Source organism: Shimia litoralis (genome assembly GCF_005518135.1).
GTDB lineage: Bacteria > Pseudomonadota > Alphaproteobacteria > Rhodobacterales > Rhodobacteraceae > Shimia_E > Shimia_E litoralis.
The window spans coordinates 37794-59133 of record NZ_SULI01000006.1; the positions used below are offsets into that span (position 1 = coordinate 37794).

Consider the following 21340-nt stretch of genomic DNA (forward strand, 5'->3'; position numbering starts at 1 on the left):
GTTCTATTGACTGGTGCGCTCCTGGATGACCGCCATAACGCCCAACCAAAATTCTTCTTGCTCGCCAGAGGCATCTTCAAGACGGCTCTGGGCTTCGCTCAGGGGCGCATCCGGATACAGCCGGATCAAATCCCCAGCCGTGCGCACCTGCTCCACAGGACAGCCGTCGGGCTGAACATCCCAAACCGTTTTACCAGCCCCGGGTTTGATCCCGCATCGCTCAAGGGGTTCCCACCCCAATCGGACAAGCCCCAAAATATCGCCCAACAGTGCCGGCGCGTCCCCGAAATAGGAATGCCCAAGGGAATCCGTTTCAATCAAAGATGCATCAACCGTGTCCAGCCCAGCCAACTGGATCAAGTCACCATTGGCATCTCCGGCGCGGTATCCCCCATTGACATGGCGCGACACTTGCAATGCCCGATCATATTTTGAGGCATAGAGCGTGATGCCGTCGGCATGTGATTTGAGCGCGTCAAATCTGGTGGCCAATTCAGCCCGATCCACATCTGGTGCCGCGAGAATAAGCTGACCAACACGCCGGTCAGGGAATTTAAGGAAAAACGTTTCCAAGGCTTCGATCGCATACCGGTTGCCCATAGAGTGCGCGATAATATGCAAGGTGCCTTGCCCACGCGTGGCAATTTCCAAATAGGTTTCAAGTGCGGGTCGCGTTGCCAAAACACCATTTGAATCAGATAGATACCCATAAAGGGACCCTTGCGACGGCCAACTGTAATAGAGCGCCTGTCCAGGAAACTCGAGATCAAACGCCAACTGTCCGGCCCGCAACGCCCCATCGTGGAAGGTGACGTTATAGCCGTGGATAAACATCAGCTTATCATCTTTATCACAGCACCCTTGGGCAAACGCCTCAAGCGTCAAATCTTGGATACTGGACAACACAACATGCTTGTCCGGGTCAAGATGTTCGGTAAAAAACCACCCCTCGGGGCGCTCAATCATTCCTGCCATATGGTTTGGCGGGATGGTGACCGTCAGTTCTCCTACGGTCAAATCGCCACGATCTGTGCCAAACATTTGCGCAGGGTCTTGGGACCCTGTTGCCACGCGATTTGTTCCAAACCAGACCTTGACCGCCGTTGGATCAGTCGCGCGCACAGTTGCATCAGGATCCACAATTACGTCAAGATTGTCGCGTAACCCGCGCAGCGTCTGCATCAGATGCGGCATGAGCTTTTCGACCTGCGGCTCAAGCACATCAAGTCGCGCGGATAGCACCGGATTTTGAGTACCAAGGCGCTGGGCGGCCGCATTAAACGCACCAAGAGACGCCTGCAAAGCGCCCATCTCATCGCCAAGCCCCGCATAGGCCAGTGCTGCAAGATCCAATACCTGCGTGGCGCGCGGATCGAGCGCATCAAAACTATCTAGAATGGGCGCGAGATAGGATAGAGCGCGTTGTGGTTGCTCTGCGTCAAGTGCGGTGCGCGCGAATGCAAGGCGCAAGTCAGAATCCTGAACAGAGACCAAAATTTGATCTGCAATGTCCAGCGCATCCAGAGGGGCCTGAGTTTTGCGGCTTTCGTACTTCGCAAACAGCTCCATCATGCCGATATCTGGCAAATTTTGGGCCTGAACTGCCGTCATCCCTAGGGTCGAAACAAGTAATGGTATGGCGATGCGTGAAAATTTCACATCAACCTCCTGCAAATAGATTAGGAGACATAAGTCTCCGAATATTCTTACAGGCTAACACAGGGCGTTTTATTGGCAAATAGCTCTGGAAATTTGTCATGTAAGCCAAAAACACTCAAAATATGTCATAAAAAATTGGGCTTTCGTCGAAATTTTATCGGCCCAAAAGCGGCCGTTTCAAATATTTGTTCCCCTACAAAACCGCCGCACACGGGAAATCACCCCTTCTCGTGCACGGCATTTCTGACAACAACATCAGATCAATGTTCAACAAATTCTCAGCAATCGAGAGACATTCGATTGTAAGACGCCCAACCAAACCCTCTGACAAGCACCCAAAACAAAAACGACACGCCGCAGCATTCCCAAATCTTAAATACACTCGGCGCATGGGATGCATCTCTTAACATTGCAGCCAGAAAGAGCCGGTCGCAAACGTTTCTGGGAGGAGAACCACGTGCATACCCTTCGTCATGACGTTGCCAACTGGCTTCGTCAAAGAACGTGCCGCACAGCCTGCCTAAGCCAGCACGCCATCGCGATGGGAACCACCAAGGCCCCAGTCCATTTGACTGCATGCTCACCCCCAAACCGACGATGGGCTCGACACCGAACTTGGGTCAATCAGAGTAATTCCATTCAGAGATTTACCAGTCTCGGTATTATGCGAGGTTTCCACCGTACCCGCTTGAGACCACGAAATCGCCCATTTTTTCCAAAGCCCTTTTGCCACGGCGCTGTGCCCCAGCTTCAGGTTCACATGATACTCTGGAAAAAAGACCGCAGCGGCAATTTCGATCCCATTCACATCATATTGCGCCGGAGTTTTGGTGATTTTGCCAATCCGAAAAATGTCGATACCCGGAGCTGGAACCCATTGACCATCCGCTTGAACGAGCAATCCAATTTGTTGGGCAGCCGTATCAAAGGTCGTTTGGTTGGGCGCCCGCAACATCGCCTCAACCATTGCTCCTTGTTCGTGGACAAAGACCGAGATGTCGGAGCCATTCATGTCCTGAACAATCATACACTCATCTCCTGCAAGGTTACGTCGTCAAAGCGCGTGGGGTAATACAAAATTCTTTTGATAATCCCGTTTAGATGCGCACTGCCGACATAATTCATGCCCAAAGATACCTGTGTGACATTTCCCAAGGAGCAATCCGTATCTTTTCCAACGACGCCCCCGTCAATGACCTATGCACAGTCATTTTCTTTGAGACCAATCACCGCTTTTGAGAATTATCCAGTATTCAGCGTTGCTGACCCCTGTACTTGTCCTTGGTCTACCCCTGCAGATCTTAGGTAAAGATAGCCAGACGCCCCATCACGATACGCCGCCATCCGATGATCACCGGTCATGTCGTTCAGTGACACAATGTAGTTTTGCGATGCCGAAGTGTCATCTGTACCAGCCTGAAATTCTGCAACCAGCGTCCCTTCTGCGGGATGGTACTCGAATTCATCCGCATTTAGGGAGATCAAATCCTTACCACGAGAGACGGCCACATCCTTGGTCGGAATATATGGTGTCGGGGTCAGCCCTGCTTCAAGCTGTGCAGCGGCGATACTGATGGTTCCGGTTGTAACCGAAGCTGCCGCAAAGCCAGCATCGATTGTATCCACCATATACAACCTGACAGCATTCGCTGAGGGAATATCCGCAGAGACATGGCACCAGTACCACCCATCTCCCACAGCCACGATCTGTGCTATGCTGCCTGTGCCAACAGCACCGACGACGCCATTCAAGAGATCAAAATTCGCATACATCAGGGCCGTAGACGTTTCGAGAATCTGAACAATATGGTGCGTGCCACGTTTGACGAGGAAACTTATGGATTTGGCAGCGTTAATTGACGACGCCGGTGTTTGGGTGACGTATTTTGGACTACCGCTCACACCTGTTGCGCTCATGATAACCGGAGTGTCTCCGGTCGGGCCCTCAACCTCACTGGCTGCCAGGCTTGCACCTGAAATGCCCCAATAGCTTCCATTGGCAACATCACCTGACGACAGCAAACGGTTTGTCGACGCGCCATATACCTGAAGCCCCATACATTGACCTTGACCAGAATACGATCGGCCGACGTGGAACACAGACGAGCCGGATGTCGCAACATAATCTGAACCGTTCGGGCAAGTTTGCATCCCGGCCAGATCACACCGATACACGCGGGGCATCGCCATTTGCATACCTGAAACCCCATCGGATGCCACCATACCCGCTGGGTCCCCCAAAGCCGGAGCACATCCCATATATGGCGTTGTATTTCCGCTAGTGGACAACACCGAAAAACTCACCTCGTAAAACCCGTTGGGTAATGCGGTCACCTGCGGGTCGCCGATCCCTGAATTGCTATAATGCTCGAAACTCCCGGTGATCACGTCCACAGCCAGCCGTCCGACCCCACCAATCAGCGTAAATTGCATCACGGCGTATCCCACTGGTCGCACTACAATTTTGAACATGTATTTGATGCCATCCTTGAAAGGATAGTTTGCGTCACGCACCCCTTTATAGTTTCCGACATTTACTTCGGGAACAACGACTGAACCACTTCCATCAGGTGCGAGCACCTGAGATACATGGATCGTGGCGTCACTGAGCGTCCAGTTTTGCGATCCAACATTTGATGAATCTCTCAAATAATTGTGCAACGCCCATTTCAACTTTCCATCGCTGTCCAAGACAGTTTGTCCCGTCGTGCGCGCTGAATTCAGAAAATCATGCTACTTGCATCGTATCAAATGGCATTGATCGACCTCCAATAGTAATGATGTTTTCCAGCTAATGCTGGCAAGCGACACCCATCTCTCGGGCGCAGAGCCCTAGGACCTGATCACAACTGTGTTGTGCTCAAAGTCGAGAACCAGATTTGGCCAATCGCCCCCTTGCTTGAACTCACTTGCGACGACATGGCCGCGCCGGAAGGTGGATGTTTCAAAATCCAAAACAAGTGTGGGGGAATGCCCGTTTACGGTATCCATTCCTGCGATTGCACCCAATCCTGCATGAAACAGCTGAATGCCCGCCCCGATCATCAAAGTTCTCCGGCTTCGAAGTGTGCGGTGGTTCCCGTCGCATGCACACGTCTGACATCGCAAGGCAAAAACTCACCTTTGTAAAACATCTCGGTATCCAGAATATCACCAGATCCTGTCGTAATGCGCAGCGCACCCGGTTGGGTACACCGCAAAAAATACGCGCCCTTAGGCAGATCACTGGTGTCGCTGGGGACAACTGGTACCAAATTGCGCGCTGGGCCAATGGGCAAGTTTGTGTAGGCGCCGAAATTAGACATCGGTGCGGTCTCCTATTTCCAGATTGATATAAAGTGCTCAGATATCTCGATCTGAGGTCCGTCTGTACGTTCAGTGCAGGATCAAATCGACTCAAGCATCCATCCAACGGTTCCAACCTGCGTAGAACAGCAAGCCGAAATCAGGCGCATCATTGCCTGACGCACACATATTTTTGGGGTGAAATTTTTGGGCCATGGGCGACCACATGTGCCTGAATGAAAATCTCCGACGTAGATGACGCTTAAGATAAATCAGGGTAAATCGAGCGTGCCAGCCCGTACAAAGGGTTAACGCGCCGCCCTCGGAGATGGCGCTTCAAATCAAAATCCGTGTTGCAGGATGTCGTGAGCGTCTCACGCAATCGCGCCTTACAAACGCCCGGCGGCGATTGCCAATCCACTGGTCACAGCCGTGAACACATCTCTAAAGCTATGCGACGCTTTCGGAAACTCGGATGTCATGGCCTCGGAAACCACCGACATCATGCTTGAACCGCCAACATACACCACGCGATCAATGTCGGTGACATCAACACCTGCGCACGCCACAGTTTCGATCGCACCCTCACGCAACTCTTGTGCATAGGTGGCAAGACAGGCCGTCATGGTATCATGCGTCACATCCCAGCTTAGCCCCTTTTCAACAAGACCCAGATCAATATGACCGATCGCGCCCTGTGCATTTGCGGCGATTTTCCCGCGCTCGACCGCAAACGCGACATCATGCCCAAGCTCGTCTTCCAAGACGCTGGCCAAGCGCGCCAGCTTTTCCGGCTCCTGCGCGAGGCGTTCCATCTCGGCAACCTGTCGACGATTTTGCCCCGTGTATAAAAACGGGATGCGCTCCCATGTGGCCAAATCATGAAACATTGCATTGGGCACAGGCGATAGACCTGCTCCGATCACCTTGCGCAAATCGGTGCCTTTTCCAAACATTGGCATAACTTGGTCGATGCTTATGGCACGGTCAAAATCCGTCCCGCCAATACGCACCCCGTGATTGGCCAAAATTTCGATCCCGTCGACAGCCGTCCGAAACACTGAAAAATCTGATGTCCCGCCGCCGATATCTACGATCAACCCAAGCTCTGATTTGGCATCATTGGCCCCGCTTGCAAGCGCAGCAGCCTCTGGCTCGGGCAGAAAACGGACATCGGAAAACCCAGCGGCCAAGTAACACTGCTTAAGGTCCGCTTCCGCCTGATCTTCGCGCGGATCATGCGCACCATGAAAGACCACAGGCCGACCAGACAAGACGCGGTCAAATGTAACGCCCGCATCTGCTTCTGCGCAGGCTTTGATTTGACGCAGAAAGCGGGCGATAATGTCCACAAAGGTGACACTCTCGTTCAGGATCTGACGTTTTTCATGCATCAAACTGGTGCCCAACACCCGCTTGAGCGCCCGCATGAACCGTCCGTCTTCCCCGTTTAACAGCGCTTGATTGGCAGGCGCGCCAATCAAGGTTTTGCGTGTTTCAAAATCAAAAAAGAACGTGGTTGGCATCGTGGCCTCCCCTGTCGGGAACGTAACCAGATGTGGCGAACCATCTCTAAAATATCCAGCCGCCGAATTCGACGTGCCGAAATCTATACCCAGAACCGGTCCATGCTTGGCCATACCGTCGTCTCCCGCACGTTAAACAAGACGGTGTCTTTAGAGCCACCTATTCTATGCGTCAACCAGCAAGCGCGAAAATACAAAGTGAGGCCGCACACGTCTCGGCGCGATCCACAATAGCCTGAGAATAACACCCCCGTTGCCGCGCGATATAAGGTCAGTTTCCGTCCTGATAATCCAGCAAGCCGAGCGAGCTTTCGGTCAAGGATGTCACGGCAAGACGCCCATCCGGAAGCGTAACCGCCCCAGTCGTCAGCGCATAATGTCCCGCGGGATCCTGAAGCGTTTCGATCACCTGACCCTCTGCGTCCATCCGCAGGACAAAGCCATACCGCGTAGGTGCGGGTTTCATCGCATCCGGCAGACGCATCAAGACACGCCGCAGAAACGGCTTTCCAGACAAATTGTCCATGATCGCATTTCGCGGACTGACAAGGCCCACCCAGAATGTGCCATCCGGCGCATTATTTATATTGTCGGGAAATCCCGGCAGGTTTTCCAAGACGACCTGCCCCGCGCTGCCATCCAGCGGGAAACGCCAAATGCTATAGGCGCCCGTTTCAACCACATACACCGCGTCACTGGCGTCATTGACGGCGACACCATTGGCAAACGTCAAACCATCGACAAAGATTGTCGTTTTTCCTGACACGGGGTCATATTTCAAAATACGCCCGTTTGCCGAATGTTCGACCAAATCCAATACCGACGCTGGTAACGTCCCCCCGTTGGCCTGCGCCCCAAAGCGGGTCGAGGCATCCGAAAAGTACACAGCGCCATCCGCTGCGATATCGACGTCATCCGCATAAAGGATTGGGCTGCCATCATCGACCTGATTGGTAAGCACTGTAATCTGACCATTCCGATCGACTGCCAGCAATCCAAGATAGGCATCTGCAACATAAAGCGTGCCGTCCTTGGCAAACTCAAGCCCCAAAGGTCGCCCATTGGTTTGGGCAAACGAACTTACCTTGCCATCCGGTCCAATACGCAAAATTTCACCGTCATGGGTGGCCGCATAGATAAACCCGTCTGGTCCGATATCGGCATCTTCCGGCCCAATTCGGCCGTTCAAACGGATCAGCTCAAGTTTCGCAAGCCGTTCATTTACCGCAAAATCCCCAGAATACCCGGCATTCTCTGGCGCCTCCCACGCGACAGGTCGTACGGATACAGGCCAAAAGGCAAGATAAGCCACCAATCCAATGATTGCCGCCCCCGATACACCAAGAATTTTCTTCACTGCTGCGCCTCCTTGCTGTCGCCAGTCCCGAATGGGCCAACCCCATTACACGTTGCCGATGTGGTTTCATGGATCAAGTGTATTCCCACTCTTATGCGGAAATTTCGTCTCCATTCTTGACGACCACACAACACCAGATACGATTGCGGGGGCACTTTGGAAAATATTCAACCGAGGCCACAACAAAAAAACACAATTTATAAAACGCCATAGTGCCATCACCGGGACCTTGGAAACGTTGATTGCAAGATGGAGGTGAAGTCATGGCCCTATTTTTGGGCCTTATTGTCATAGTTGGAATAGTGGTATTTGCCTTTCTATTAAGGCAATCAAGCAACGATGCGCCCCCACCACATTCGACCAAGCCCCGATCCGCGCCATCTCGGCCCGCCCCTATCACCAGACCTAAAGGTGAAACCCAGCCGTTCGATGCGCAAAGCGCCAAGTCAGTTCATGAAGAACGTGTTCTGACAGGTTCGGCATATGTGACCGATGGCGATACAATCAAAATCAAAAATACGCAGATCCGCTTGTTTGGCGTGGATGCGCCTGAGTTAAATCATCCTTATGGGAAAAAGGCGAAATGGGCTTTGCATAAACTGTGCAAAGATCAAACTATCACGGCCAAAATATCTGATGAAGATGAGTATGGCCGCACGGTCGCGCATTGTTACCTTCCAGATGGACGAGACCTTTCAGCCGAAATGGTGAAGCAAGGGTTGGCGATTGATTGGCCAAAATTTTCGGGGGGACGATACGCGAGCTTGGAGACAACAGACGCGCGCAAAAAGCTTTGGCTCGCGGATGCCCGTCAGAAAGGGCGGATGCATGTTTGGAAAAAATTTGAATCTCGCCAGGAACAATGATTTGTACCCAGCCGTCTGCCACTAATCGGCATTTGGCGCTGTACGCTGCCATAGCACCTAGACATCTATCGCACGCGGACCGAGGGTTTTGACAACAGCCACTATGATGCGGTGCTCTCTGGAACCACAAGGTAAGGACTGCAGACAAGCCATTGCATTAACGGTGCCCCTAAACCATCGAAAATCTGTGCGATCACCACGCTCCAGATCACATGGATTCGACACGAAAAGCCGTAGAAAAACGGCGATTGTGATCGCAATCTGTTACGAGTCACAAAAACAGACAAAACCCGAAATACTAGGGGCCAAAGCAACCGATTGTTTTTAATGGGAAATTTATGGTGCACCCAATAGGATTCGAACCTATGGCCTCTGCCTTCGGAGGGCAGCGCTCTATCCAGCTGAGCTATGGGTGCCTGTTGCGGGGTATAGCCAGACGTGCGACGCCCCGCAATCTCTATTTTACGTTATGCAAACAGTTCGTGCGCCAACTCGAGCGCATCAATCAAGACATCAACTTCTTCAACTGTATTGTACATGCCAAATGAGGCGCGACAGGTCGCGGATACACCCAGATGGTCCATCAACGGGCCAGCACAGTGATGCCCAGCACGGACAGCCACACCCTTTTTGTCAAGAATCGTCGACACATCATGCGCATGTGCCGCCCCTTGCATGGAAAAGCTAAAGATCGCAGCCTTGTCAGGTGTTTGCCCCTGCACGGAAATCCAGTTCAGTCCGCCAAGGCGCTGCACAGCATAGTCACGCAAGATGCTTTCATGCGCGGCAATGTTTTCCATACCGACATCCATCATATACTCGAGCGCAACCCCAAGACCGATTGTCTGAACAATCCCCGGCGTGCCAGCCTCGAACATCATCGGTGGATCATTATACACCACTGCGTCTTTGCTGACTTCCTTGATCATATCGCCCCCACCAAGGAACGGGCGCATCTCGGCCATGCGCTCTTGTTTGACATAGATCGCGCCTGACCCTGACGGACCATAAAGCTTGTGACCCGTGATCGCGTAGAAATCACATCCAATATCTTGAACATCGACGGGCATATGCACAGCACCCTGTGATCCATCAACCAACACTGGAACACCCTTGGCGTGGGCCCCCTCGGTGATGGTTTTGACATCGACAACCGTTCCCAACACATTCGAACACTGCGTGATCGCGACCAGCTTGGTATTTGGCGTGATCGCATCCAAGACGGCTTGGGGGTCCAACGCGCCATTGGCATCTACATCCACCCACTTGAGAACAACGCCCTGACGCTCTCTGAGAAAGTGCCAAGGCACAATATTGGCATGATGTTCCATCACCGACAGCAAAATTTCATCGCCTGCCTGCAAGCGCGGCATCGCCCAGCCATAAGCCACCATGTTGATGCCTTCGGTGGTGCCAGAATTCAAAACGATCTCGTCTTCGGTTTTCGCGTTCAAAAATCGCGCAATTGTGCCGCGGACAGCTTCGTATTTGTCGGTGGCCAAATTTGACAGATAATGCAGTCCCCGATGCACATTGGCATATTCCATCGCATACGCCTGTGTGATCGCGTCAATGACCTGTCGCGGCTTTTGTGCCGACGCCCCATTGTCCAGATACACAAGCGGCTTGCCGTTGACCTCACGGCCTAAAATCGGGAAATCTTCGCGAATTTTTGCGACGTCGTACATTACAGTATTCCTATTGCGGTCACGCCGATCAGCGACAAGATCACTGACAGACCCATGGTCATACCCAAAACGGATAAGACCAACATGAGAAACGATTTGCCCAATGCATCAAACCCGTGGGCCACATTCACAAAATTCACCAAAATCCAGATGCCATACAACCCAGTTGCCATGGCAAACAGACCTGCAACACCCGGCAAAATGATCATCAACACCAGCGCAACCACCTGTACCGCCAAGCGCATAAACTGAAGCCACCCGATCATAATCAGGATATCACCAAACGCAGCCGTGCCCTTAAGCGCACGTCCTGTCCAAAACAACATGAACACCGTGACGACCATCACCGAAAACAACAGCACAAGGACAAGGCCAGGAGATGCCAGTAGCGGGAGAGAGAATTCTGGTGGGATGGGAAACAACGTCGTCGATACAAAATAGGCCAATGTATTGAGAACACATGCCAAAACAAGAATGGTCCAACCGGTTTCCCGCCGCAAACCAAGCCCCATCAACATGCGCGCCGCATCTGCGGGCGCTACAATCGTTTGAACAAACAGTGCCTTGAGAACGTCCGTCATCCTTGCCCCCTGCCCGCTTGAACCAAGCCTGCAATCCAGAACCACATAAAGATCACGACCCAAATCAAATCAACCGTGCTCAACCCCATGCCCTTACCCAGAAAGCCTGCCACGAGGCCGCGCATCAGCAACAGCGGCGCCGATGCCAAAAACGCCCAAAACAGAGCAATCCGAGCGCTAAATCCAGTCAATTTTTGACCAAAAGCGCGCAGCAAAATTTGGCTGATAAAAGCCAACGCATAGAAAATCAGCGGGGCAATGAAAATCCAACCCAACAGCGCGCCGCCCAGCATCGGGTTCAGCTCTTGACCCGTCATATGCGCTTCGCGCGCAATTCTCGGCCATTGAGCGATAAACACGGTACCACACGCCGCCATAAGGATAATGAGCGCGCGATCTTCACGCTCTCCCATGGCCAAAAGGCGGGCCACAACTTTGTGAGGCCCGCGATAGGTCGCAAACATATCCTGAACGACAGACATCAGCCAGCGCGACGGCGAGTCAACCACCCCTCAAGACGGTTAGAAATCTCGTCAGCCAACTCTTGGTTTTCGATTTCATCAACCGCCTCTGCCAAAAAGGCCAGCGTCAACAAATCTGTCGCGATCCCATGGGGAACCCCGCGGGCGCGAAGATAAAACATCGCCTCTTCGTCAATTGCACCAGTGGTAGAGCCGTGCGAACAAATCACGTCATCCGCATAAATTTCCAGCTCTGGTTTGGCATAGAACTGGCTGTCATCATCCAAAAGCAATGACTGGCTGATTTGATACCCATCAGTTTTCTGAGCGCCCTGCTTTACAAGGATTTTGCCCTGAAACACGCCCGTAGCACCATTCCGCAGCACCTTTTTGAAAACCTGTCGGCTCTCGCAACGTTCGGCATCATGGGTGATGAACACGGTGTCATCATGATGGAAATCCCCATCCCCAAGAGCAGACCCAGCCACATGTGCAATCGCATCGTCGCCGGTCAACTCGATCACACATTCATTGCGTGTCATTTTGCCGTTCACAGTCAAGGTAAAGCTCTTAAAGGTACTTTGCGTACCCAAACGCGCGAACATATGTGTCACGGCGCGACGCTCGTGATCGCGGCCTTGCGCCCGAATGTGATGAAAACCTGCGTTGTCGGCAACATCGATTTCCATGACTTTGTTAAACCGTGCCGCAGCCGGACCGTTTTCCAAAATCGTCAATTCTGCACCGTCGTCAACTTTGATCACGTGGTGTAGCATCGCATCAGATGTCTCTGATTTATGGATATAAATCAGGCTTACGGGTTTGCTGACAACACCCGTCGCCCGGATCACAACACCATCGGTGGCAAAGGCTGTGTTCAATGCGGCAAGCGGGCGCTCAACAGGTGTTTGGCCATTGGTTTCCAACACACCAAACAGATCTTTGGCCCAATGGATATCGGCTTGTGCGACATCACTCAAACGCTCGATGCTCAGGTTTTCCCCTTCGAGCGCGTCAGACGCCTCTGGGTCAAACACACCATCCACGAACACGACCTTAAGACGGTCGAACCCACCAAAAACCGGAGTTTCCTCCCCCTCAAACAGGGCAGCTTGCGGTGCCTCGGTCTGGATCAGTGAATCCGGTCTGGTATAGCGCCAGTATTCATCGCGACGCGCGGGCAATCCCATCGCGCGCACTCTTGCAACGGCATCAGATCGTGCGTCGACCATCCAGCTTGCGCCTGACGGAACCGCCAGCGCGGCAAGTCGCGCCTCGGTGGCGTCAATTTTGGGTTGGGTTAATGCCATTACGCCATCTCCGCCAAAATGTCGGCATATCCGTTCTGCTCAACTTCCAACGCCAGCTCAGGACCACCTGTTTTGATGATCCGGCCATCTGCCATGATGTGCACGACGTCTGGTTTGATATGATCAAGAAGACGCTGATAGTGTGTAATCACAAGGAACCCTCGCCCTTCCGAGCGCAGCGCGTTGACGCCCTCGGACACCAGCTTCATGGCGTCTACGTCCAAGCCCGAGTCTGTTTCATCCAGAATGCACATGCGTGGCTCGAGCATCGCCATTTGCAGAATTTCGTTCCGCTTTTTCTCGCCGCCCGAAAAACCCACGTTCACCGGACGCTTGAGCATATCCGCATCGATTTTAAGGGTCTTGGCCTTGGCACGTACCACCTTGAGGAATTCACCTGCCGACATTTCTTCTTCGCCGCGCGCCTTGCGTTGCGCGTTCACAGCCGTCCGCAAGAATGTCATATTACCGACACCAGGGATTTCGACCGGATATTGAAATGCCAAAAACAGCCCGGCAGCTGCGCGATCTTCGGCTTCCATATCAAGCAAGTCTTCGCCATCCAATGATGCCGTACCGTCGGTGACTTCATAGCCATCGCGCCCAGACAGCACGTATGACAACGTAGATTTCCCAGACCCATTCGGCCCCATAATGGCGTGAACTTTTCCGGCTTCTACCGTCAAATCCACCCCTTTGAGGATCTGCTTGTCTTCTTCTTCAAGTTTGACCTTCAGGCCTTTGATTTCCAACATCTTTAATTCCTTCGCGCTTCCATTCAGAGCCGCAGCTCTGATCGTCTATTTCAAAGTGACCGCTGTGCCGCTGGCAGACACCATCAGCATCGATCCACCCACAACTTCATAATCAAGATCCACGCCGACCACCGCTTCGGCATTCAGTGCCTGAGCGCGCTCCTCAAGTTCTCTCAAGGCCGTGTCGCGTGCATCCTGCAACTTACTTTCATAGGCCCCCGAGCGGCCCCCAACGATATCGGTGATAGAGGCAAAAACATCGCGCACAACATTTGCGCCCATGATGGCCTCGCCCACCACGATCCCCTTATAGTCGGCAATCTGGCGACCTTCGATCGAAGGTGTTGTCGTAATAATCATTCTTGGTCTCCACACATCATCTGTTTGGCCTATCTTTTGGGTCTCAGCAATTTACCGATCCCAAAGGCCAAAATCCGCCCTGCAACAACGCCGATGACAATCGCCAGAACGGGGTTCACGAATGCTTGGAGCACCATATTCACATATGATACGCCCAACAGTCCGCCCAGCACGGGCAAAGCATACGGAAGCCATCCATCGATCTTGACCGACAAAGGTTGCTTGGGCTGATTATCCAACAGATCCCTCCAACGAAATCGCCACAAGGGCTTGGGCTTCCATGGCAAATTCCATTGGCAGTGCCTGAAGCACCTCTTTGGCAAAGCCATTGACGATCAAGGCCACGGCCTCTTCTTCACCCATGCCACGCTGGCGGCAATAGAACATTTGCTCGTCATCCACCTTGGATGTGGTTGCTTCGTGCTCGACCCGTGCCGAGTTATTCTTGACCTCGATATAGGGCACGGTGTGCGCACCACATTTATCGCCGATCAGCAAACTGTCACACTGCGTGTAATTCCGACCATTTTTTGCCTTGGGGTGCATCGACACCAATCCGCGATACGTGTTCTGCGCGCGTCCCGCAGAAATGCCTTTGGACACAATGCGCGATTTGGTGTTTTTGCCCAAATGGATCATCTTGGTCCCAGTATCAGCTTGCTGATAGTGGTTGGTGATCGCGATCGAGTAAAATTCGCCTTGGCTATCGTCGCCGCGCAAAACACAAGATGGGTATTTCCACGTCACCGCTGATCCGGTTTCGACCTGTGTCCACATGACCTTGGCGCGATCCCCACGGCAATCCGCACGTTTTGTCACAAAGTTATAGATGCCACCTTTGCCTTCTTCATCACCGGGATACCAGTTTTGAACGGTCGAGTATTTCACCTCGGCATCTTCTTCGATGACAATTTCGACAACAGCGGCATGCAATTGCGAAATATCGCGTTTAGGAGCGGTACAGCCCTCTAGATAAGACACATAGCTGCCTTTGTCGGCAATAATCAGGGTCCGCTCGAACTGGCCCGTGTTTTCCGCGTTAATGCGGAAATAGGTGCTCAGCTCCATTGGGCAACGCACGCCCGGCGGGACATAGACAAACGAACCATCTGAGAACACAGCGCTGTTAAGCGTCGCGTAATAGTTGTCACTGACTGGAACCACAGACCCGAGGTATTTCTTGACCAACTCTGGGTGCTCGCGAATGGCTTCGGAAATCGAGCAAAAGATGACGCCCGCTGCCTTAAGCTCTTCTTGAAAGGTGGTCCCAACCGACACCGAGTCAAACACAGCATCCACAGCAACTTTGCGGCCTTCGGCAGGTGCGTCTTCCGCACCTTCCACTCCGGCCAAAATCATCTGTTCTTTCAGAGGGATACCAAGCTTTTCATAGGTCGCCAACAGCTTTGGATCTACCTCGTCCAGTGACTTGGGTTTTTCCTCCATCGATTTGGGGCGCGCATAATAATACTGATCCTGAAAATCAATTTCCGGATAGTCCAGCATCGCCCAATCTGGTTCACTCAGAGACAACCAACGACGGTATGCTTCAAGCCGCCATTCGGTCATCCATTCGGGTTCTTCATTCTTGGATGAAATCAGGCGCACGATATCTTCGGAAAGACCCTTTGGGGCATATTCCATTTCGATATCGGTTTCCCAGCCGTACTTGTATTTTCCACCAACCTCTCGGACGGCGTCTACGGTATCTTGATCGACACCTTCTTTGACTTCGGTCTGGTCCAAACTGGCCATGGTTATCTCCTGTTCGCTCACGCCGCGCGGGCGCGGTATTTCCGGTATTGTGTCAGCCACGCGTCGGCAAAACCCAATACGTCCTGTTCTGTTGTCTCGGGTCCCAAGGAAACCCTAATCGCGCCTGCCGCGACATCGTCCGCATATCCCATCGCCCGCAACACGCGGCTGGCGCGCACTTTGCCTGACGAACAGGCAGAGCCTGCTGAAATCGCATAGCCGGCCAAATCCATCTGCATCACCTGCGTTTCCCCTTTCCAACCAGATGTCGCAAGACACAAGGTGTTGGGCAAACGGGTGCCAGCCGTCCCTATAAAAATGGTGTCTGGCGCCTGTGACACAAGAGCGTCTTCGAGCAAATCGCGCAAAGTTGCAACCCGATCCCAAACCCCATTGGCCAAATCCTGTGCTGCCGCCGTGGCTGCCGCCGCAAAACCTGCGGCCCCAATCACGTTTTCGGTGCCAGATCTGCGACCCATTTCCTGACCACCGCCCTTGATTTGGGCGCGCACATCGGTGCCGCGCGTCACAACCAAAGCTCCGATGCCTTTGGGGCCACCCAGCTTGTGCGCAGAGACCAAGGCCATCTGCGCGCCTGTCCAGTTGAACGACAGGGGGATTTTGCCAAACGCTTGCGTCATGTCGCTGACGGCGAGACCCTGAGGCAAAGTTTGCACAATGCCAGTTTCGGAATTGGCCAGTTGAACACAGCTTTCCTGCGGACGAGGCACCACAACAGCGCCATCCTGACCCACAGCAATATCCGCAGTCACCCACGCACCCACGGCGTCATGTTCGATATCAGCCGCATGCAATCCGCGCCCCGCCAAGGCAAGCGCCGCAGACTCGGTCGCTGAGCCCGTAAATATGACATCCGCCCCATCCGCGCCAAAGGCGCTGGCCACATCCGAGCGCGCGCGTTCCAATACTGATTTGGCCTTACGCCCTTCCGCATGCACGCTGGACGGATTTCCAACCACATCCATCGCCGCAATCATGGCTTCCCGCGCTTGGGCACGCAGGGGCGTGGTCGCATTATGATCCAGATACACACGCGCCATGACTAGGTTCTCTTGATCCGCACAGATGACAAAAAGGCGTCAGCCCGCAACCGTACCAATGCACAAACGAGAGAATGAGAAGCCAGCACCGTCATTCGTCATCAACCACAGAAAACAAGGATGGCACCGCAGGGCATGGGGCCAACTCATTGGTCACGACATCAGACAGGCGGGTTTGATGCAAAAACACATAGACGTGTGCAGACAGGCCCTCCCAAAGGCGGTTGGCCATGGATTGTGCCCGCGACCCACTCGAGCCACCTGTTGCCCCCGCTCCGGTATGAAGTGCGGACACTGTTTCATCGACAGCCGCAAGCACATCAACAATGCGAATGTCCGATGTCGATTGCGCCAAACGATATCCGCCGCCGGGTCCGCGCACCGATTCCACCAATCCAGCACGGCGCAGCTTGACAAAAAGTTGCTCAAGATACGGCAATGAAATGTCCTGACGCTTGGAAATATCGGACAGCGTCACCAGTTCATCAACAGGGTGCAGCGCAATATCAGCCAACGCAACAACAGCATAGCGTCCTTTGGTCGACAGTTTCATGCGCGCCCCCAAGCGAAAAGATTGACGTTAGGCGCTGCACAGATTAAGCCGCTAACAGCGCTACCGGCATATGCCGGATAAATGTTAGAACCGTTCTAAGGTGTCTGAGGGAATTCGTCAAGAATAGCTTCGCACCAATTCTCAGGAGACAGGGACACACATGCCCGAGGTCATTTTCCCAGGACCCGAAGGCCGCCTTGAAGGCCGCTATCACCCACAAAAAGAAAAAGACGCCCCCATTGCCATTGTGCTGCATCCGCATCCACAATTCGGTGGTACGATGAACAACAAAGTGGTCTACAACCTCCACTATGCGTTCTACAATATGGGCTTTACCGTACTGCGCTTTAATTTCCGCGGTGTCGGACGCAGCCAAGGCGAATATGACCAAGGCGTTGGCGAATTGTCTGATGCGGCATCCGCACTGGATTACTTGCAGTCGATGAACACCAACTCCAAGCACTGCTGGGTTGCAGGATTTTCGTTTGGAGCATGGATCGGCATGCAACTGTTGATGCGACGCCCTGAAATCACCGGGTTCATTTCGGTGTCACCACCTGCCAACATGTATGATTTCTCGTTCTTGGCGCCTTGCCCAAGCTCTGGGTTGGTCATCAACGGCGTGAACGACCGTGTCGCGCCTCCGGCAGACACCACCACACTGGTGAATAAGCTGCACGAGCAAAAAGGCATCACCGTCACGCATCAGGAAATTGATGGCGCTGGTCACTTCTTTGAAACCGAAGAAACCATGGATACAATGATCGGCAACGTGTCGACCTATGTTAAGCGCCGCCTGACTGAAAACACCCGCTGATGTCTGGAACGATCGAAACGCTCTCGGCCAAGCTTGCGTCAGATGTGCTCGAGATTCAGGACGCGATTGGGCAAGAACGCCTCTATGTAGAGGTCGGCGACGTGCTCGCCGCCGCCTCTCAATCTCTGGAAGAGGCGTTTTTGACCGAGGTGCGGGTGCGATTGGCAGAGCGCAAGGCGCGTGATTTCTTGGATCAACGGATCAAGGACGTCACAGCCAAATTACAAGGCTGAGTTTTGTCATGAGCGATCGCATCTCTCAACAGATGGCCTTTTTGAACGAGGCCGATGGACTAAAAAACGTGTTGCGGGCCACGCGTATTCTGAATGGCTCGCGGCGCGAAAACTCTGGCGAACACAGTTGGCATATCGCGCTTTATGCCATGGTGATGGCGGAACATGCCATTAAGCCCGTGAATGTGGATCGCGTCATCAAGATGTTATTGATCCACGATCTTGTCGAAATCGACGCGGGAGATACCCCCATTCATGGGGACTATGATGTCGCTGCCATGGAAGCCATCGAACAGGCCGCCGCAGATCGCATCTTTGGGCTGCTGCCTGCGGATCAACGTGACACGTTTCGCGCCCTTTGGGATGAATTCGAAGCGGCCCAAAGCGACGATGCGATCTTTGCCAAATCCATTGACCGCGTACAGCCGGTGATTTGCAATCTGGAAACCGGCGGTGGCACATGGCCGGAATTCAACGTCACGCCGGAACAGCTTGAAACGCGGGTTGGTGTCAAAGTGGCCAAAGGCGCACCTGCAATCTGGCGCCACCTTCAATCCCGCATCAAAGCATGGTTTGATCAAAACACCTAATCGGCACTGCGACCTAGCCGGGCCAACACTGGGGCCAGCCATATCCCCAGCGCCAAGGCAACCCTGAACAGGGCCCCCCACCAAAGCGCACCGCATCGAACATGGCGGATGATATCATCCGAAAGGCCGTATCGATCTGGGGCACCGTCACACCATATTCGGCTTGCAACATGTCATAGTTTTCAGCCGCCGTGGCCAATACACATTGCTCAAGAATTTGATCCGCCTCTAGCCGCGCATCAAAGCTGGCCTTTGGCGTCAAATCCGCGCCCCCCACATGATATGCCTGATCATGCGTCACACAGCAGCTTTCCCAAGGGGGCGTATGTTCGTGCAGATCTGCAAAGCCGGGGAACATATCCGCCACCGTTTTCCACGTGGCCGACATACCGCCAGAACATCCGTCTGTGGTGAACGGTGCCAGAGTGACCCCGTCTTGATCGCGCAACTCCAACAGCTTTGCGTGGCTACGCACCTCGAGGCGGTCCACCAATCCAAGAGCGGCCTCCTCGGCCTGCACCGTGCCAGCAACCAGCACACACACGCAAGCGACCCGCTTAAGGAGAAACATCGCGATATACCTTTGTTTCCACGCTGGCTCCCAGCATACTTCCCAGAGACAGTACAAATCTTTCTGGCGCGCTCAACGTGGCCCTCTGGGCCAAGACACGATGCGCCATCGCAGGCTCGTCCGTGATAATGCCGGACACACCCAAAGATGCCATATGTGACATGCTTAGCGGATCGTTTACGGTCCAGACATAGATTTTCTTGCCTTCTTCGCGCATTTTGCGCACCAGAAAATGCGAGGCGGCGGATTTGTTCACTGCCAAGAAATCTGTTTCAAGCTGCCAAATCCGTCCGATTGAGGCCGTGGCCAGAAGCCCGACGTCCCAATCCGGGCGCAGCGCTTTCATTTTTTGCACACCAGCCAGCTTGAGAGACATGGCTTTGACGTGATCCTGCATGCCTGTGGCATCCACAATATCCGCGACGCGCTGTTCAAGCATTTCATCGTGCCCATAATACTTGAGCTCGATCAACACCCCTGCACGGCCTTTGGCCGCCAAGAGCACTTCGGATAACAACGGTGCTCGTTGATCTGCATATTCAGGATCAAACCAGCTCCCAATATCGATCTGCGCGACATCTTGCAGGGTGGCATCCCAAATCTTGAGGTTCACGCCAGCAATTTTCATGAAATCACTGTCGTGCAGGACGACGACTTCACCATCGGCTGTTTCCTGCACATCAATTTCGACCCAATCCGTTTGGTCATCTAGGGCTTTCTCAATCGACGCCATGGTGTTTTCAGGACGTGCCCCCGCAGCGCCTCGGTGTGCAATCACCTCGATCTGGTCGGTTGTCTTCAACGATTTCAAACCAAGCACGCCACTCACGCCGAATCCTGCACACACCAGCACCCCGACCACAAGAACGGGTTTCACCCACGTCAATGGACTTGTGGAACCTTCGCGGGCTTGCGCAGACATCGGCCATCCAGATTGATCCACCAAGAGTGCCGCCATCGCCCCCGTCGACAAAGTCGAGAACAGCAAATTCAGCAGCCCCCACACACCCGCATAAACAATAAGAACCCGCGATAAGCTCTTGAGATCATGCGCAAAGCGATCAATTGACATATCTGCAAGCATACCGACAAACCCCATCGCACCGCCAAACAGCCCCACGGTCACGACACCAATCCCCAACATCTTGAGACATAGCGCCAAGCGTTGATCCTGCATCGCGTCTTTGCTGGCTGCAAAGCTCTGTTTGGGAGACATGCCTTGGAACATGACCAAAGGCAGCGCGACAGCCCACCCCAAAAGGTACCAAGCCAATATGACACCCATCACGAGCAAAATGGCGCCAATGCATATGGCCGCCATGATGAACTCTGGCGGGTGCTCCTTGAGGTAATAGTTGATATCAAATTCGGTCAAGAGCCAGAGATAGATCGCGCCTGCGGCCAGCAAGAACGGCACTGCGATAGCCAATACACGCACCGCAAGTCTTCCCCCGAACTCGACCAATTGCGGCGCCCGTGGCATCACCATGGCAACCCCGTCCTGAAAACTGTGCGCCCCAGTGTGGCGATCCTTTAGTGCAATCGCCATCATGAACCCCGAGTTCATCACATAGAGCGCCAGCAAGAACCCAGCAGCCAGCAACATGGCCACGAATCCCAAAGGCGACAGCAAGAAGAACGCGATATCAAAATCCGACAACGCAGGTTTGCCAGATAACGCAATTGCACTACGCATGACAAATGCCACGAATGGGGCCAAGAATGCGGTGACAATGACATTAAATGCCAAATGAGACAGTAAAAACGGGCGTTTTAAAGTCCAGGCCAAAATAAAGGCGTCGAGAACACCAAGTGCCGCTTTTGAAATCATGCTATGCTCCTAATTGCGCACAGACTAGCGGCATTCCCCAGACCCGTCGACCACTCAGATTGTGAAGTTTCATATTTTGGT

The 21340-nt window shown here is 53.3% G+C and carries 23 protein-coding genes and 1 tRNA gene; 4 read left to right on the forward strand and 20 right to left on the reverse strand.

Annotation, left to right across the window (positions count from 1 at the left end; translation table 11 throughout):
- Window positions 1–3 precede the first annotated feature (3 nt).
- The 7 genes from FAP39_RS07010 to FAP39_RS07040 all read right to left on the reverse strand — a co-directional run bounded on the left by FAP39_RS07010 (window position 4) and on the right by FAP39_RS07040 (window position 7827).
- Complete coding sequence (locus FAP39_RS07010; protein ID WP_138015689.1) at window positions 4–1659, reverse strand: alpha/beta hydrolase; 1656 nt, start codon at window positions 1657–1659, stop codon at window positions 4–6.
- Between the two features lie 580 nt (window positions 1660–2239).
- Window positions 2240–2686, reverse strand: a complete 447-nt coding sequence (locus FAP39_RS07015; RefSeq protein WP_138015690.1) for a hypothetical protein — start codon at window positions 2684–2686, stop codon at window positions 2240–2242.
- Window positions 2687–2901: 215 nt separating this feature from the next.
- Window positions 2902–4308, reverse strand: coding sequence for a phage head spike fiber domain-containing protein (locus FAP39_RS07020; protein WP_138015691.1), 1407 nt, complete (start codon window positions 4306–4308; stop codon window positions 2902–2904).
- Between the two features lie 183 nt (window positions 4309–4491).
- Window positions 4492–4704: a hypothetical protein gene (locus tag FAP39_RS07025; protein ID WP_138015692.1), complete on the reverse strand. Its 213-nt coding sequence runs from the start codon at window positions 4702–4704 to the stop codon at window positions 4492–4494.
- Window positions 4704–4964 (reverse strand): spike base protein, RCAP_Rcc01079 family, encoded by a 261-nt coding sequence (locus tag FAP39_RS07030; protein WP_138015693.1) that lies wholly within the window; start codon window positions 4962–4964, stop codon window positions 4704–4706. Before FAP39_RS07030 ends, FAP39_RS07025 begins: the two co-directional genes overlap by 1 nt.
- A 369-nt stretch (window positions 4965–5333) precedes the next feature.
- Window positions 5334–6584 (reverse strand): Hsp70 family protein, encoded by a 1251-nt coding sequence (locus FAP39_RS07035; RefSeq protein ID WP_138015694.1) that lies wholly within the window; start codon window positions 6582–6584, stop codon window positions 5334–5336.
- Between the two features lie 157 nt (window positions 6585–6741).
- On the reverse strand, window positions 6742–7827 hold the full coding sequence (locus tag FAP39_RS07040; protein WP_138015695.1) for an SMP-30/gluconolactonase/LRE family protein: 1086 nt from the start codon (window positions 7825–7827) through the stop codon (window positions 6742–6744).
- A gap of 530 nt (window positions 7828–8357) precedes the next feature.
- Between FAP39_RS07040 and FAP39_RS17755 the strand changes: the two genes are divergently transcribed.
- Window positions 8358–8693 carry a thermonuclease family protein gene (locus FAP39_RS17755; RefSeq protein ID WP_281280241.1) on the forward strand — a complete coding sequence of 112 codons (336 nt, stop codon included), beginning with the start codon at window positions 8358–8360 and terminating at the stop codon, window positions 8691–8693.
- A 339-nt stretch (window positions 8694–9032) separates the two neighbouring features.
- Here FAP39_RS17755 and FAP39_RS07050 read toward each other — a convergent pair.
- From FAP39_RS07050 to iscR, 11 genes are all read right to left on the reverse strand, one after another.
- A tRNA-Arg gene (locus FAP39_RS07050) sits at window positions 9033–9109 on the reverse strand.
- A 51-nt stretch (window positions 9110–9160) separates the two neighbouring features.
- Window positions 9161–10381, reverse strand: coding sequence for a cysteine desulfurase (locus tag FAP39_RS07055; protein ID WP_138015697.1), 1221 nt, complete (start codon window positions 10379–10381; stop codon window positions 9161–9163).
- On the reverse strand, window positions 10381–10962 hold the full coding sequence (locus FAP39_RS07060) for a Yip1 family protein (RefSeq protein WP_138015698.1): 582 nt from the start codon (window positions 10960–10962) through the stop codon (window positions 10381–10383). The genes FAP39_RS07055 and FAP39_RS07060 overlap by 1 nt, the downstream gene beginning before the upstream one ends.
- The gene (locus FAP39_RS07065) at window positions 10959–11444 is read right to left on the reverse strand and encodes a YIP1 family protein (RefSeq protein ID WP_138015699.1); all 486 of its coding nucleotides are present in this window, start codon (window positions 11442–11444) and stop codon (window positions 10959–10961) included. The genes FAP39_RS07060 and FAP39_RS07065 overlap by 4 nt, the downstream gene beginning before the upstream one ends.
- Window positions 11444–12733, reverse strand: coding sequence for a Fe-S cluster assembly protein SufD (sufD, locus tag FAP39_RS07070; protein ID WP_138015700.1), 1290 nt, complete (start codon window positions 12731–12733; stop codon window positions 11444–11446). The genes FAP39_RS07065 and sufD overlap by 1 nt, the downstream gene beginning before the upstream one ends.
- The gene (sufC, locus tag FAP39_RS07075; protein WP_138015701.1) at window positions 12733–13488 is read right to left on the reverse strand and encodes a Fe-S cluster assembly ATPase SufC; all 756 of its coding nucleotides are present in this window, start codon (window positions 13486–13488) and stop codon (window positions 12733–12735) included. The genes sufD and sufC overlap by 1 nt, the downstream gene beginning before the upstream one ends.
- A gap of 45 nt (window positions 13489–13533) precedes the next feature.
- Window positions 13534–13848, reverse strand: coding sequence for a heavy metal-binding domain-containing protein (locus FAP39_RS07080; RefSeq protein WP_138015702.1), 315 nt, complete (start codon window positions 13846–13848; stop codon window positions 13534–13536).
- 29 nt (window positions 13849–13877) lie between these two features.
- On the reverse strand, window positions 13878–14087 hold the full coding sequence (locus FAP39_RS07085) for a hypothetical protein (protein WP_246058987.1): 210 nt from the start codon (window positions 14085–14087) through the stop codon (window positions 13878–13880).
- Window positions 14080–15603 (reverse strand): Fe-S cluster assembly protein SufB, encoded by a 1524-nt coding sequence (gene sufB, locus FAP39_RS07090; protein ID WP_138015703.1) that lies wholly within the window; start codon window positions 15601–15603, stop codon window positions 14080–14082. The genes FAP39_RS07085 and sufB overlap by 8 nt, the downstream gene beginning before the upstream one ends.
- Before the next feature lie 17 nt (window positions 15604–15620).
- Complete coding sequence (locus tag FAP39_RS07095; RefSeq protein WP_138015704.1) at window positions 15621–16664, reverse strand: cysteine desulfurase family protein; 1044 nt, start codon at window positions 16662–16664, stop codon at window positions 15621–15623.
- Between the two features lie 91 nt (window positions 16665–16755).
- Window positions 16756–17217 (reverse strand): Fe-S cluster assembly transcriptional regulator IscR, encoded by a 462-nt coding sequence (gene iscR / locus FAP39_RS07100; protein WP_138015705.1) that lies wholly within the window; start codon window positions 17215–17217, stop codon window positions 16756–16758.
- Window positions 17218–17377: 160 nt separating this feature from the next.
- Here iscR and FAP39_RS07105 point away from each other — a divergent pair, with 160 nt between their 5' ends.
- From FAP39_RS07105 to FAP39_RS07115, 3 genes are read left to right on the forward strand one after another with little or no spacing between them, the layout of a single operon-like run.
- Window positions 17378–18034 carry an alpha/beta hydrolase gene (locus FAP39_RS07105; protein ID WP_138015706.1) on the forward strand — a complete coding sequence of 219 codons (657 nt, stop codon included), beginning with the start codon at window positions 17378–17380 and terminating at the stop codon, window positions 18032–18034.
- A complete protein-coding gene (locus FAP39_RS07110) occupies window positions 18034–18267 on the forward strand; it encodes a hypothetical protein (protein ID WP_138015707.1) in 234 nt (77 codons plus the stop codon). Before FAP39_RS07105 ends, FAP39_RS07110 begins: the two co-directional genes overlap by 1 nt.
- 8 nt (window positions 18268–18275) lie before the next feature.
- A complete protein-coding gene (locus tag FAP39_RS07115; RefSeq protein WP_138015708.1) occupies window positions 18276–18857 on the forward strand; it encodes an HD domain-containing protein in 582 nt (193 codons plus the stop codon).
- Between the two features lie 13 nt (window positions 18858–18870).
- Here FAP39_RS07115 and FAP39_RS07120 read toward each other — a convergent pair whose 3' ends face one another.
- Both FAP39_RS07120 and FAP39_RS07125 read right to left on the reverse strand, forming a co-directional pair.
- Window positions 18871–19428: a hypothetical protein gene (locus FAP39_RS07120; protein WP_246058989.1), complete on the reverse strand. Its 558-nt coding sequence runs from the start codon at window positions 19426–19428 to the stop codon at window positions 18871–18873.
- Entirely contained in the window at window positions 19415–21259 is a 1845-nt protein-coding gene (locus tag FAP39_RS07125; protein WP_138015709.1) for a glycerophosphodiester phosphodiesterase family protein, read from the reverse strand. Before FAP39_RS07125 ends, FAP39_RS07120 begins: the two co-directional genes overlap by 14 nt.
- Between the last annotated feature and the right edge of the window lie 81 nt (window positions 21260–21340).